At 57.3% G+C, this 13,606-nt stretch carries 13 protein-coding genes and 1 rRNA gene; 3 read left to right on the top strand and 11 right to left on the bottom strand.

From position 1 onward, the window contains the following. From JMJ95_RS13240 to JMJ95_RS13230, 3 genes are all read right to left on the bottom strand, one after another. Positions 1-64: ribosomal RNA gene (locus JMJ95_RS13240) — 16S ribosomal RNA — on the bottom strand; the annotation flags it as partial. Positions 65-440: 376 nt separating this feature from the next. Beyond that, entirely contained in the window at positions 441-1,880 is a 1,440-nt protein-coding gene (gene proS, locus JMJ95_RS13235; RefSeq protein WP_290686238.1) for a proline--tRNA ligase, read from the bottom strand. Positions 1,881-2,248: 368 nt separating this feature from the next. Beyond that, entirely contained in the window at positions 2,249-4,342 is a 2,094-nt protein-coding gene (locus JMJ95_RS13230) for a patatin-like phospholipase family protein (protein ID WP_290686236.1), read from the bottom strand. Positions 4,343-4,637: 295 nt separating this feature from the next. On the opposite strand from JMJ95_RS13230, the gene JMJ95_RS13225 reads away from it, so the two are divergent. Then, a complete protein-coding gene (locus tag JMJ95_RS13225) occupies positions 4,638-5,837 on the top strand; it encodes a dicarboxylate/amino acid:cation symporter (protein ID WP_367153812.1) in 1,200 nt (399 codons plus the stop codon). 80 nt (positions 5,838-5,917) lie between these two features. Here JMJ95_RS13225 and JMJ95_RS13220 read toward each other — a convergent pair whose 3' ends face one another. From JMJ95_RS13220 to JMJ95_RS13210, 3 genes are read right to left on the bottom strand one after another with little or no spacing between them, the layout of a single operon-like run. Beyond that, positions 5,918-6,409, bottom strand: coding sequence for a chemotaxis protein CheX (locus JMJ95_RS13220; protein ID WP_290686232.1), 492 nt, complete (start codon positions 6,407-6,409; stop codon positions 5,918-5,920). Between the two features lie 13 nt (positions 6,410-6,422). Continuing rightward, on the bottom strand, positions 6,423-6,875 hold the full coding sequence (locus JMJ95_RS13215) for an endonuclease (protein ID WP_290686229.1): 453 nt from the start codon (positions 6,873-6,875) through the stop codon (positions 6,423-6,425). Then, positions 6,872-7,753: a lysophospholipid acyltransferase family protein gene (locus JMJ95_RS13210; RefSeq protein ID WP_290686226.1), complete on the bottom strand. Its 882-nt coding sequence runs from the start codon at positions 7,751-7,753 to the stop codon at positions 6,872-6,874. The genes JMJ95_RS13215 and JMJ95_RS13210 overlap by 4 nt, the downstream gene beginning before the upstream one ends. Positions 7,754-7,848: 95 nt before the next feature. On the opposite strand from JMJ95_RS13210, the gene JMJ95_RS13205 reads away from it, so the two are divergent. Further along, complete coding sequence (locus JMJ95_RS13205) at positions 7,849-8,652, top strand: universal stress protein (RefSeq protein ID WP_290686223.1); 804 nt, start codon at positions 7,849-7,851, stop codon at positions 8,650-8,652. Here JMJ95_RS13205 and sfsA read toward each other — a convergent pair. Both sfsA and JMJ95_RS13195 read right to left on the bottom strand, forming a co-directional pair. Continuing rightward, positions 8,649-9,749, bottom strand: coding sequence for a DNA/RNA nuclease SfsA (sfsA, locus tag JMJ95_RS13200; RefSeq protein WP_290686220.1), 1,101 nt, complete (start codon positions 9,747-9,749; stop codon positions 8,649-8,651). The genes JMJ95_RS13205 and sfsA overlap by 4 nt on opposite strands. A 102-nt stretch (positions 9,750-9,851) precedes the next feature. Further along, positions 9,852-11,021: a pyridoxal phosphate-dependent aminotransferase gene (locus tag JMJ95_RS13195; RefSeq protein WP_290686217.1), complete on the bottom strand. Its 1,170-nt coding sequence runs from the start codon at positions 11,019-11,021 to the stop codon at positions 9,852-9,854. A 283-nt stretch (positions 11,022-11,304) separates the two neighbouring features. Between JMJ95_RS13195 and JMJ95_RS13190 the strand changes: the two genes are divergently transcribed. Then, positions 11,305-11,991 (top strand): GntR family transcriptional regulator, encoded by a 687-nt coding sequence (locus tag JMJ95_RS13190; protein WP_290686214.1) that lies wholly within the window; start codon positions 11,305-11,307, stop codon positions 11,989-11,991. A 6-nt stretch (positions 11,992-11,997) separates the two neighbouring features. Here JMJ95_RS13190 and JMJ95_RS13185 read toward each other — a convergent pair whose 3' ends face one another. The 3 genes from JMJ95_RS13185 to JMJ95_RS13175 all read right to left on the bottom strand — a co-directional run. Continuing rightward, a complete protein-coding gene (locus tag JMJ95_RS13185) occupies positions 11,998-12,561 on the bottom strand; it encodes a Fe-S-containing hydro-lyase (RefSeq protein ID WP_290686212.1) in 564 nt (187 codons plus the stop codon). 11 nt (positions 12,562-12,572) lie between these two features. Continuing rightward, complete coding sequence (locus JMJ95_RS13180) at positions 12,573-13,409, bottom strand: fumarate hydratase (RefSeq protein WP_367153813.1); 837 nt, start codon at positions 13,407-13,409, stop codon at positions 12,573-12,575. A 79-nt stretch (positions 13,410-13,488) separates the two neighbouring features. Beyond that, the coding region (locus tag JMJ95_RS13175; protein WP_290683152.1) for a sodium ion-translocating decarboxylase subunit beta at positions 13,489-13,606 on the bottom strand (118 nt) is incomplete at its 5' end.

The following is a 13,606-nucleotide window of genomic DNA, read 5'->3' as shown; positions in this document are numbered from 1 at the left end:
CAACTTGCATGTGTTAAGCACGCCGCCAGCGTTCGTCCTGAGCCAGGATCAAACTCTCAATTACTTTACTCAAGGCTCGCCCTTTTACCTCTTTCCTTCTCCTATAAATCTGTCAAGGTTCTGTCACGTTCGTTCCCGCCTGACGTTCAGCCCCTTCGGGGTCCGGCCCGGCGGCGCCGTTTCAACGACGCGAGGGGTATAATACCATTTTTTTGTGAGAAGTCAACTCGCTTCCAGCGGAAGGAACAAAAAAGGGGAAAGATGCGTGAAATGTTGGAATCACTGAATAAATACCCCCAACCTCCACAACGGCAGATAGAAAAAAACGGCGGGGAATAGAATTTCCGAATAGACAGACAAGCATTTGAACCCTTTTTTTCAGGAAATCCGCGAAAAAAAGGGGGGCTGCACTCGCAGATGCGCCCCCTCCATGGCTCCCCTTAATAGGCCTTCGCGAAAATGACCTTCCGGGCTCCCGGTTTTCCCGTGAAGAAACACGTTCCCTCTTCGGGACTGTCAATAGGCATGCACCGTGCCGTAGCCCCTGTTTCTTCTTTTATCTTCTTTTCATCGTCCCTCGAGCCGGCAAACCAGGCCTCCACGAATCCGCCCTTTTCTTCCAGAACTTTCTTCATTTCCTCATATGAGGTAACCACAGCCGTGTTTTCCCTGCGGAAGGCGAGCGCCCGGTTGAAGAGGCCGGACTGGATATCCTCAAGGAGTGCGGGGACTTTGGAGGCAAGATTTTCAAGAGGAATATCGATCTTTTCCCCCGAGTCCCTACGGACGACTCTGGCCGTTCCGGCTGCCAGATCCTTTTCCCCAAGTTCCACCCGCAGGGGCACCCCTCTCTGGAGGTGCTGGAAGAACCGGTCTCCCGGCCTGAGATAGAATTGTTTGTCCACCACGGAACTGCGGCCTCCAAGACTCCTGTCAAGTTCCGCGGATAGCTCCATCGCCCTTGGAAGGAGAGTGGAGGCGATTTTTTCCTCATTGGTGCTTATGGGGAGGATGGCCGCCTTCACGGGAGCGACACGGGGAGGAAGGATCAGGCCGTCGTCATCGGAGTGGGTCATGATGATGGCGCCGATGAGACGGGTGGAAACCCCCCAGCTCGTGGTCCAGGCATACTCGAGATCACCGTTCTGGTTCTGGAACTTGATGTCGAACGCCCTGGCGAAATTCTGGCCGAGGAAATGGCTTGTTCCTGCCTGAAGGGCTTTTCCGTCGCTCATCATGGTTTCACAGGCATAGGTGTTTTCGGCTCCGGGGAAGCGCTCACCCTCGGTCTTCTCGCCTTCCACCACCGGGAGGGCAAGAATGTCCCTCATTATCCGTGCGTAAACACCGAGCATCTTCAGGGTCTCCTCCATGGCTTCTTCCCTGGTGCTGTGAGCTGTATGCCCCTCCTGCCAGAGGAATTCGGAGGTCCTGAGGAACAGCCTTGGCCGCTTTTCCCACCGTACGACGTTCGCCCATTGGTTGATGAGGATGGGGAGGTCTCTCCAGGATTGTATCCATTTGCTGTACATGTGACCGATGACCGTCTCGGATGTGGGACGGATGACCAGGGGCTCCTCAAGGACCTCGCCGCCGGCATGGGTGACTACGGCGCACTCGGGAGCGAATCCTTCCACGTGCTCCGCTTCCTTTTCAAGGAAGGAGTTGGGAATGAGGAGGGGGAAATAGGCGTTCACATGACCGGTTTCTTTAAATGCTTCATCGAAATGATGCTGGATCGATTCCCACAGGGAGTATCCCGTAGGGCGGATGACCATGCAGCCCCTCACAGGGGCGTAGTCGGCGAGTTCCGCCGCCTTGATGATGTCGAGATACCACTGAGAGTAGTCTTCAGCTCTTGGTGTTATATTCCGTGCCATTTAGGTTCCTCCTGTATATGTTCCATCAGTTTCGCACGGCTCGTTCTGGAAAGCCGGCGGAAAACCTATTCTAGTTCCTGAAGGCCTTTCTGCGCAACCCGGGATATTTACCCTAAATCCGCAGGCAGCTGGAGTGTCACCGGGGAACGCTTGGGCTGGGGGTGCAGATTGTCGTCCTTGACAACTGCCCAAGCGAGTCCCACGGCTCCCTGCGTTCGCCGGTTGCCTGCTTGTGAAACCGACATCCGTGTCGGTTTCTCTCACCTCAGGCGCCCTTCCCCAGGGGATAATCTCTTCGCCCCTGGCGGGGCGAATTCACCTTATGCCCGGCGACACTCCCTCTGCCTGAAAAATGCGCGGATTTAGGTTTACGGCAGCGGATAATGTCCCCAGACGGGGCTTCCGATGAAGAAGCCGACCTTGAAGTCCCTTTCGTCGTTATAAAGGAACATGAGCTTGCCGTCAAAGAAGAAGCCGGGGACTGAGAGGGAGATGCCCGTTTCCCAGACATCCCGGTACCGGTTGCCGGTATCGTCGTAAACAAAGCCCATTCCGCCGAAAATTTCGGTGTTGAGGGCGCCCCACCAGCTCTTCATGAGGACCCGCCTGAAAGCGGCGTTCCACCAGAACATCCGTTCTCCCTGGATGGGGTTCCCGGAATAGCTGTAGAGTTCTTCAGTGGCTCCGAGGTATACGGCCCGGTTTCCTCCGGCGGCGGTTTCATCGCCTTCGGCGAAACCGGCCCGGAAGTAAAAGCGCCATCTTTCGGAAAGCCGGGCGGTCTGGAAGTATGTCGCCCGGTAGAGCACCTCTTCCATGTCGGGCCACCATGCCTGGAGGTGGAAGAGGGCCCCGGACGTGGGGTCGGTGGGATCGTTGAGGGTGTTGTATGTCAGGAAGAAGGTGGGCCCCGAAGCGTCGTAATCGACTCCGCGGGAGTTGACACGTTCGAAGGCATAACCGAGCCCGGCCGGGAAGGAGCCCGCGGAGAATCTCTTCGTCAGCCCGACGGCATACCTGTCCCATGACCGAGTGCCCTTGTTGGTCTCAAGCTCCCAGTTCTGGGCCGAGAGGGTGACCTCCCAGCTTTTGTTCTTTTCGGGGGAGGTCAGGTAGGCGGCGTCGAAGCCCCACTCTTCTCCAACCTTGGCGTTGAACCTGAAAGAGTCGCCTTCGGAAAAAAGATTCCTGCGAACGCCATGAATGTACACCCACCGGTGGGAGTGAAGGTTTGTGGTGTAGCCGCCGAAATTGATTTCCATCTCCGGTTTGTGCTGAACGACGAAGATGACGTCCAGGTTTTCCTCCGCCTCCTCGAAACGGTAATCCACTGCGAGTACATCATCCTGGTCGCCAATTTCCCCGCTCGCCCTCACCAGGTTGATGTTGCTGAGGGGCTTTCCGATCCAGGATCGGTAACGGTTCTGTATTCTTCGCTCAAGATCGGCGGTTGCGCCTTCAACCCTGATGGAGGCAACCTTGGTGGCGATGAAGGGGGTCTCTCTCTGGGCCACGGGGGGAGCGTTGTCCGCGAGATTCCTGATGGCGGCCATGCGGTCCATGGCGGCCTGCCTGCCCCCCTCGATGATCTGGGAGGCATGAGTAAGGTCAATGATGGGAACTCCGTCCATCGGGGGCGAGATGACCAGGTCGGCCTTCATGATTTCGTTTTCCACGTTTCTGCGGGTAAGAATGGTGAGAGACTGGTCCATGACATCCATGATATTGTGGATGTCCTTTCTGCTCTTGAGGGTTCCGGACACGTCCACCGCTATGACCGGGTATCCGGGAAAAAGTTCTTTTGCCGTTTCCACGGGAAGATTGGAGACAAGACCTCCGTCCACCAGGAGCTTCCCTTCCACAACCCAGGGATCGAAGAGGGCCGGGATGGCCATGGATGCCCGCATGGCGGAGGCGAGGCTGCCTGTCCGCAGCACGACTTTCTCTCCGGTTTCCAGGTCCGTGGCGACCGCAGCGAAGGGAATGGTCAGTTCATCGAACCGGACAATCTGGCTTCGTGACGCAAGCTGGGCAAACCGTTCAAGAAGCTTGACTCCCGACATGCCGCCAAGAGGGCCGACCACTTCTCCGGAAGAGTCGAGCGCCACCCAGGGTATTTTGCTCCTGGGGGTGGCGCTGTCCTGACTCAGGGGGACAAAAATGGGATTGGTTTTCTCGGAGAGCAGGCTGGTGAGGTCGAGGTTGGCTACGACCTCCCTCAGTTCCGCTGGTGAGTAACCGCAGGCCGCCAGTCCGCCGATGATGGACCCCATGCTTGTGCCGACAATGCCGGCAATGGGAATGCCTTCTTCTTCCAGCATCTCGAGAACGCCGATGTGGGCCAGGCCCCGTATTCCTCCGCCGGAAAGGGCCAGGACAACGCCCCCCCCTGCGTAGGCCGCACCTGCGGCAAAGATGAGAAAAAGGCTGAGAATAACTGCTGCAGTTCGTTTTGCGGTCATGGCAATCCCTCCCCGGGATGGGCAGAAAAAGGTGTATATTACTGCTGATGGTATCCTAACAGAATTCGCTTCCCTTCACCACTTTTTCCCCTTTCTTTTTATTATCCCTCCGGAAGAAGAAAAAAGCTCAGATACAGGAACAGGAAAAGCCCGCCGGAGGTATGGCAAAGGGAAGGGAAAGAGAGTATGCTGTATTTGGAAATTACAGCCTCTTGTTTCACAAAGGAGGGATGAGAAGAAGAGATTATTTTTAGATAATCGTTTTTCAATCCATTTCTTGAAGGAGGCGGTAGTGGTGTCAGTCAAGAAAGTTCCACTGATTTGGCAGATAGGAATCGGATTCGTCCTGGGTATTGGAGCGGGGATCGTTTTCGGCGACAAGGTGAAGTACGTGGAGCCCCTGGGGCAGATATTTCTTGCCCTTCTGAAGATGCTCATCGTTCCCCTCGTGTTTTCCAGCCTTGTGGTGGGGGCGGCCTCCATCGGCGATCCCCGTGACCTCGGAAGAATCGGCATCAAGACCATTGTCCTCTATCTCTTGACCACCGCGGTGGCCATCGTCATCGGTCTTGTCCTCGGCAACCTCATCCAGCCCGGCGTGGGACTTACCCTTTCCGGGAGCACCTCCGCTTTCAAGGCCCCCGAAGCTCCCAACATCATGAACGTCATCCTGGGTCTTTTCCCCTCCAATCCCGTCAAGGCAGCGGCTGACGGCGTTATGCTCCAGATCATCGTCTTCGCCCTCTTCCTCGGGATTTCCGCCGTTCTTGCCGGTGAAAAGGGCAAGCCGGTCATCGCCTTCTTCGACTCCCTGGCAGAGACCATGTACAAGCTGACGGGCATTGTGATGAAAGTGGCCCCTTACGGCGTGTTCTCCCTTATCGCCGTGACCGTGTCCAAGTACGGTCTTTCCGTTCTCGCCCCCTTCGCGAAAGTCATCGGGGCGGTCTACCTCGGGTGCGCTCTCCACGCCCTGCTGGTTTATTCCGGCCTGATCATGGTGTTCGTGAAGAAGTCGCCCATGTGGTTTTTCAAGGGTGTCCGTGAACCGGCCCTTACTGCCTTCGTCACCCGTTCAAGCTCGGCGACCCTCCCCATCACGATGAGGACTGCCCAGGAAAACCTCGGCGTCTCCGAGAAGGTGTCGTCCTTCGTCCTTCCCCTCGGCGCCACGATTAACATGGACGGAACGGCGCTCTACCAGGGCATCTGCGCCCTGTTCGTCGCCCAGGCCTACGGCCTGCCCCTGACCATGGGAGCCCAGATGAGCATCGTGCTCACGGCAACGCTCGCTTCCATAGGCACGGCGGGTGTTCCCGGCGCGGGACTCATCATGCTGACTCTCGTGCTGACGGCCGTCGGGCTCCCCCTTGAGGGAGCCGCCCTCGTGGCCGGTATCGATGCGGTCCTCGACATGGCCAGGACGTGCATCAACGTTGTGGGCGACTCCTGCGTCACAGCAGTAGTGGCATCCACCGAAGGCGAAAAACTGTAAGTCGGGGCTGTCTTTCCCGGAAGGCCAAACGAAAACGGACGCCCGGAAATTCCGGGCGCCCGTTTTTATTTGGCACGAATCTACACGTGGAAGGAGAGAACAAGAAAAAGGGTCCCCCCGACCGGAAGACGGAAGGGCAGCGTGAAGCTCCTCACCCCCGGCGACTGGCTGGGAATGGTTTTTATGCCTGCACCGGAAATCAGCTGGGGAGGGGTCACCTCCGTACCTTCAAGGGCTGCCTGCACGAGAGCTCTGCCGCTGACCATGTTCGCAAGTTCCCCGATGACGCTCATGGAGACGTCGTCATCAATGTCGGGGGAGATCATTCCCCCTGACATGGCCGAGACGGTCGTATTGAAACCTTCCCTGTCGAGCATGATGACGGCCGTTCCCTGCACTCCCCCGCCCACAACGCCCACTAGGGCCGCTACGCAACTTCCGCTCACATTGACACCCTGGGCTATTTCAGACTTCACAAGGGTGACCTCGACTCCCATCTCTTTGCTGACGGTCATCAGAGAAGACCCGAATGTGTTTACGAGCACCGCCAGCTTCTCCGTTCCCATTCTCATTCACCCTTCCTGTTCAACGAGCGCTCTGCGATTCGATAAATTTCAGGACAATCGCCAGGGCGGCAAAATCGTCCACGTCCCTCGGAGGAACGCGCATGCCTTCGGGAAACAGTTTCCGGATACCCCGGGGAGGATGGTGTTTCCAGTAAAGTTTCCTCGCCGACAATGTGGTCCCTTTCTCAGGCACTAACTTTACTCCAAGGGACACGGATTTTGCAAGCGAAAGAACCAATTCTTTCCCGGTGCCGTTTCCGACAAGGCATTCTTCCACGGAAAACCATTCCGGAAAAGATCCGCCTTTCTCCAGGGCAAACGAGGCAATTTCCCGTCCGTTTCCGGAGGCCACCGCACGGAAAAAATCACCGGCCCTTCCGGCCGGGAAGATCCCCGACGCGATCAGTTCACCCCCGTCTGAGGCGAAAACCCATCCGCATTTGTCCTTTCCCGGGTCGATGGCGAGGATCACCGTATTTCACTCTCCGTGGAGGCCCAACGGGGGTAGAGCCACATCCACTGCTCCGGATATTCCCTTATGAACCGGCTGATGGCATCGTTGCAGATGGTCATGGCCGATTCCATGCTTTCGTCCTCGCCGGGGTACCCTTTCTCCCAGGGGGAGGGAAGGATGTAAAAGTCATGGACCATGGAGGCGCCCCTGCGGACCATGAATGCGGGCAGAATAGTACTTCCAAGCTTTCTGGCGATTTTCGCAGGGCCGAAGGGAGTGCTCGCCGGAAGCCCCAGGAAAGGAACCACCACGCCCTTGTCCCTGACGTCCTGGTCCATGAGGATGGCCAGGACCTCTCCTCTCTGAAGGCATCGTATGGCAGCCTTGAGATCGAAGCCTTTGCCGAGCGAGGTTATCCCGCATTCGGCTCTTTTCTGTATGATGAGGTTCGTAATCCGTTCATCCCGCTGGTCCGTCCCGATGGCGTTCATGGGGTAACCCCTTTCGGCGATGGCAGCCGCACCGATTTCCCAATTGCCTAAATGAGCGGAGAGAAAGAGGACACCCTTTCCCCTGGCGAGGGCCTTTCGGAGGTGCTCTTCACCGTGAAACTCCACCAGGTCCCGCAGATCGCCCCGAACCTTGTCCATGGAGAGAAATTCCGCCACCGACCGCCCCAGGTTCATATAGGAGCCGCGAACGATTCTCCTGGCCTCCGTCACCCCGACCTGCAGCGCCCTCACGCAGCGTCTCTCCGCTTCGTCCACCTTTTTTTTGCTCGCTGCCCAGAAAAGGAGGCCGAGACCCGCACCGACGGAAATCGCCAACGAATAGGGCATACACCTGATCACTTTCCGTATCCCGTCTGCGATTTTCCACGAAGTGTCCTTATTCATGGTAAATGCCGCCTTTTTTGAAATTTCTCCACACTGAAAAGACTCCTTTACGATATACTTGTCCGGAAGACCAGAATACCATGGGAGGGATGATCATGCTTACGCGGATTCTTTTTCTCGCCGATGTTTCCCCTTTCTCCGAGCGGGCGCTGGCCTGGGCGTCGGAGAAGCTTAAGGGGCATCAGACGGATTTCCTTTTGCTTCACGTGGTCGATCCCGCCACGGGGATAGAGGCTCCCCACGTGGTCCGGGAAGCGGAGGGATACCTCGAAGAAATGGCCTCCCGGGTACTTCCCCCTGAATCCTATTATAAAACCCTCGTCCTGTCCGGTGACATCCTGGAAACTCTGCCGGAAACGGTGCGTTCCGAAGGCTGCACCTTTGCCCTTCTTGCGCTGCCCGAAGGAGTGGACGGGCTCCCCCTGATACGGTCCATTCCCGTTCCCCAGCTTGTCCTCAGGGAATCGGAAGGCCTGTTCCCCGACGCCGTGGTTTTCGGAAAGCTTGCCGTAGCTCTCGACCTGGAGCCCAACAGGACCAGCCTGATGCTTGACAACCTCAGGGCCATGCTTTCAGCCACGGGCGCATCCCCAGAGATCGTCATCGTCCACGGGGTGTCCCCCCTGTCGGCTGAAGAAGCTCCCGCAATGCTGAACGCAGCGGAAGAAGCCTTGGAGGAGATCCGGGATGAAATTGCCTCGTGGGGACTTGAGGTTTCAACAAGCCTTCTTGCGGGAGATCCCGCCACAGATCTTCCGGGCCGGATAGAGGAGATTGCGCCCGCCTCCCTCGCCATAGGACTTCCCGCAGCGGGCGAGCTCGGGCGGCTCGTCCTCGGGTCGGTGGCGGAAGGACTGATCGAGAGCACCCGGTGCCCCCTGGTGATCTTTCCTCTCTAGGGAAGCTCCGACAGAAGGAGATCCGTCCTGCGGTACAGGAGCATTTCCACGAACCATGCATTCTTCATGGGGGGCCCGGAAAAAACGAAATATCGCACCCCTTCCTTCACGACCTCGCCTGCAGCACAAGAGGCGAGACTGTTGTTGATGTCCTTTGAGCCGGAAAGGCTTGAACGTATGGGGATAACCTTTACTTTCCCCCCGCTTCCCGGGGGAAAGGGAAAGTCTTTTCCGTTCCTACGGAGAGCCTTCCCGGCAAAGGACGAGAGGTTCTCCGTAGGGAAGGCGGCAGCCCAGAACCCTTTTTCTCCGGCGTCTACAAGGACGAGACAGTCGCCCCTGTCGCCTCCGTGCCGCTCGTAGACTTCCCAGGGCACAGGCAGGAGTTTCGGCTCCCCGGTGAGTTCGAGAGCGGCATTCCACTCCACGGCGAGGGGAAATAGCCGAAGCCTGTCCTTTGCCCTGAACAGGCATGCGGCAAACTTGGGATCTGTATGAAAATCCGGAAGAAAGAAATTGGGACGGGAGGACTGCACCAGGAAGAGAAGTGCCGCTTCGTATCCTTCTCCTGCCAGCGTCCAGAGTTCCTCCACGTGCTTCCGGCCGCGGTCTGACGGTGCATCGGGGAACATGGCCGACTCCTGGCCGAAGAGAGTGCAGGATTTCACCTCCAGAAGGAGGAGGCGCCCTTCTTTTTCAAGCAGAAAGTCGAAACGGGAACGGCCGAAAGAGACCTCCCTTTTTTTCACCTTCCACCCCTCAAGACCGGGCACCCTGCCTGTCCCGATGAGCCAACCGGCGGCATCATTGGCGATGTGGGTATGAAGCAGGACGACATATTCTCCCCTCAAGGCGGCGACGGCAGTAAACGCAGTTTTCCGTACCTCGCTTCCGCCGTCTTCGGCAAGGAGAAGCTCCGTTCCCGGAAGGAGGATTTCCCACAGCCTCCCCGGATTGGGAAGAAAGGCACTGACCGGGCGGCCTTCAAGTTCACAGCGGACGAGAAAGCGGTTGGGCCTGTCGATGAACCGTGCGCGTCGGAGCTTTTCCGGGTCCGCAGCCCGAAACCCGGCGAAGTTCATTTCGATTTTCTTCATCTCCTTTTCATTCCCCGATCAACTGTACCAAAAAAAAGATCCGCGGGGAAGAAGGCTCTCCTCTCCGCGGACGTTCTCCGGCACTCCTGCTTTCGGGCTTTATCAAAGGAGAGCGAGGGCTTTTTCGATTCTGTCCATGCTCTTTTCCAGGTTCTCCATGGAAACGGCGTAGGAAATTCTCACGAATCCCTCTCCGTGAGCTCCAAAGGCCGTTCCGGGCACCACTGCGACATGGGCCTCGCGGATGAGGTATTTCGTGAATTCCTCGGCATTCATGCCCGTCTCTTTAATGTTTACGAAGACATAGAACGCTCCGCCGGGAACGAGACAGGAGACTTTGTTCATCCCGCCGATTCTGCGGCAGACGTAATCCCTGCGCTTCCTGAATTCATCCACCATGCCGGCCACCGGCTCCTGGGGTCCTTCGAGGGCCGCTAGCGCTCCCCACTGGGCCTGGACTGATGTATGGGTGACGACGTACATGTGCATTCTGTTCATCACGGAAACCAGCTCGGCGGGAGCGGCGATGTAGCCGATACGCCAGCCGGTCATGGCATAGGCCTTGGCGAAGCCGTTGAGCACGATGGTCCGCTCCCTCATCCCCGGGAAAGCGGCGATGCTGTAATGCCTCTTCCCGTCGTAAATGATTTTTTCGTAAATCTCGTCGGAGATCACGAGAAGGTTGTGTTTCACGGCAAATTCAGCCACCCTGGCAAGGGTATCCTTCTCCTGTACCGCTCCAACGGGGTTGGAGGGATCGAGCACCACCATTATCTTTGTCTTCGGAGAAACCAGTTTTTCCAGGTCTTCCACGTCGATCTGGAAATCATTCTCCTCCCGGAGAGGATAGCCCTTCGGAACAGCGCCGTTCATGGTGGGAACATGGAAGTAGCTCACCCAGGAGGGGTCCGGAACGAGCACTTCATCACCGGGATCAAGGAAGCTGCTCAGGGATACGAAAACGCCTTCGGAAACACCCACGGTGCAGATGATTTCCTCGGGGTCGTAATCGAGTCCGTCTTCCAGTTTCAGCTTCCGGCACACGGCCTCGCGGAGCTGGACGATACCCTTGTTGGCTGTATAATGGGTGGCTCCGTTCCGGGTAGCGGCCGCCATGGCCTCGGTAATGTGGCCCGGTGTATCGAAATCGGGCTCCCCTATGCCGAGGGTAATGATATCCACTCCCTCAGCCTTCAGCTTGTCCACCTCGGCAAATATTTTGCGGATGGGTGAAAAGGGCACTGCTTCCATTTTTTTGGACTGGGCGAACATCCGGGAACCCTCCTTGACTGGACATGAGAAATCGGCTTTCTTCCGGGAGAACCGATACAGGCATGCACACAATGAAGAATTCTGGAACACCGGGAAGAAAGCCCGTAGAAAATCTATCATGCAGACTGCCTTGTGTCAATTATATTATTAGAAATGAATGGGCTTGTTTCATTTACAAAGCTTGTTTCATTTACAAAGAAAGAAAAGGGACGAGGTTATGGAAAATTGCGCCTGAAATGGTAAAATATCAAGTTGTGGCATTCCGGGAGAGGGGTTGGATTCTTTGGCAAGTCGGATTTTCCATTCTTTAGGCGACCAGGTTTTCGAAACAATCAAGGAACTTATCATCAACAACACATACCGTCCGGGTCTCGTACTCCAGATCGACAAGCTCGCGGGGGAGTTCGGCGTCAGCACCACTCCCGTTCGGGAAGCTCTTCTCAGGCTCGAGGGGATCGGTCTCGTGGACATTGAAAGAAACAAGGGGGCCGTGGTCACTCAGGTCAGTGAAAAACGGTCCAGGCACGTGTGGGAATTCCGCCGCATTCTTGAGGCGAAGGTGGCCCGCGATGCCGCCATCGGATGTACGGACGACGAAATCAACGCAGTGGCGGCCAAGCTGAAGAAGGTTCTCGAACACCCGGATGATTTCGCTATATACCAGGATTCCGACATCGCCCTTCACAGTCTTCTATCGAGCCACACGGAGAACCCGCTGATCATCGAATCTCTCGCCAATCTCAGCGTCCATGCCCGAAGGATCCGGTACTTCGCAGAAAACGGTCCCTTCCGCGAGGAAGTTATCGAACAGGTGACCAGAGAGCACAACGAAATCATCGCCGCCCTGAGGGAACACAACCCCGACACAGTGGAGGCCACCGTAACACGCCACCTTATAAACGCGGAAGAACGGACAAAAAAAGCCCTCTCCGAAATTTCCGGAGGGGCAGCCAAAACCGCCGGGGAATAGACTGTCCTATTCCCTGCTTTTTGCGTATTTCGCCGGACCTTCCCGGTACATGCTGTTACCGAGACTGTCTATGAGCACGACCAGGGGCATGTCGCGAACCTCAAGTTCCCTCAGCGCCTCGGGCCCAAGGTCTTCATAGTCGAGAACCCTTGAAGAAACTACCGTCCGTGCAAGCAGGGCCGCGATCCCTCCGGTTGCCCCGAGGTAGACGGCCCCGTTTTTTTTCATGCTCGTCACCACTTCCTCCGCCCGTTCGCCCTTTCCGATCATTCCCTTGACTCCAAGCTCCAGGAGCAGCGGGGTGTAGGGGTCCATGCGGTAGCTCGTGGTCGGCCCGATGGAGCCCGTGGGCTCTCCGGGCCGTGCCGGAGACGGTCCGGCGTAAAAAATGACTGCCCCGGAAAGGTCGACTTTCAGTTTTTCACCCCGGGCAAGAGCGTCGGACATTCGCTTGTGAGCGGCGTCCCGGGCAGTGTAGATCACTCCCGAAAGAAGGATCTCATCCCCCGCCCCAAGGTTCGAGGCTTCTCTTTTCAGAACAGGTGCGGTAAGCCTTCTGCGTTCTTCCACCCTGTCCCCTCCTAAATTTCCGCACTGCAGTGCCGGTTGGCGTGACAGCAGAGATTGACCGCCACAGGCAGGCATGCTATGTGGGTCGGCGCCCACTCGATATTCACCCCGAGGGCGGTGACGGTACCGCCGTATCCTGCCGCACCGATACCGAGCTCATTGATTTTCCGCAGCAGTCCGGCCTCCAGGGCTGCATACTTCGGGTGACCGCCGCCGCTCCCCGCCGGCCTGAGAAGGGCGCGCTTCGCGAGTTCCGCCACCCCTTCAAAATCGCTTCCGACACCTATGCCGACCACTATGGGCGGGCAGGGATTGGGGCCGGCGTTCTGCACCGTGTCGAGAACGAACCGTTCGACACCTTCCGGCCCGGCGGCAGGAGAGAGCATGGCCAGGGCGCTCATGTTTTCGCTTCCGGCGCCTTTGGGCACGGCAGTGATGGTCACCTTGTCACCCGGAACCAGGCGGACGTGCAGAATGGCAGGCGTGTTGTCGCCGGTGTTCCTCCTTTCAAAGAGAGGCTCCGCCACCATGGATTTGCGGAGGAATCCCTCATCATAGGCCCTCCTGACACCTTCGTTCACAGCGTCCTCAAGATTTCCTCCAGTTACGGCCGCTTCCTGCCCGATATCGAGGAAGACGACGGCCATGCCGCAGTCCTGGCAGAGAGGGAACCTGCCCTCCGAGGCCACGAGGCGGTTTTCAAGGATCGTGCGGAAAACCGACCGCGCTACCGGGTTTTGCTCTTCATGTTCTCCCTTTTCAAGAACCGACACCATATCAGGAGGGAGATGATAATTCGCCTCGATAAACAACCGTTTCACCGTTTCCGTTACTAATTCCGCAGGCACTTCTCTCAATGGGACGCCTCCTTGCCCTTTTCCGGAATCAAAAAAACGGGGGCCCCTTTCGAGACCCCCGCCGGTCTTTTCAGCTCAGCAGAGTGAGCATGACGCCTGCGGCCACGGCGGTCCCGATAACACCCGCCACGTTGGGGCCCATGGCGTGCATGAGCAGGAAGTTCCCGGGGCTCTCCTTCTGCGCCACC

Origin of the sequence: Aminivibrio sp., assembly GCF_016756745.1 — a bacterium.
Taxonomy (GTDB): Bacteria; Synergistota; Synergistia; order Synergistales; family Aminobacteriaceae; genus Aminivibrio.
Note: the sequence above shows the minus strand (reverse complement) of the source record. Positions and strands in the feature narration are given on the sequence as shown.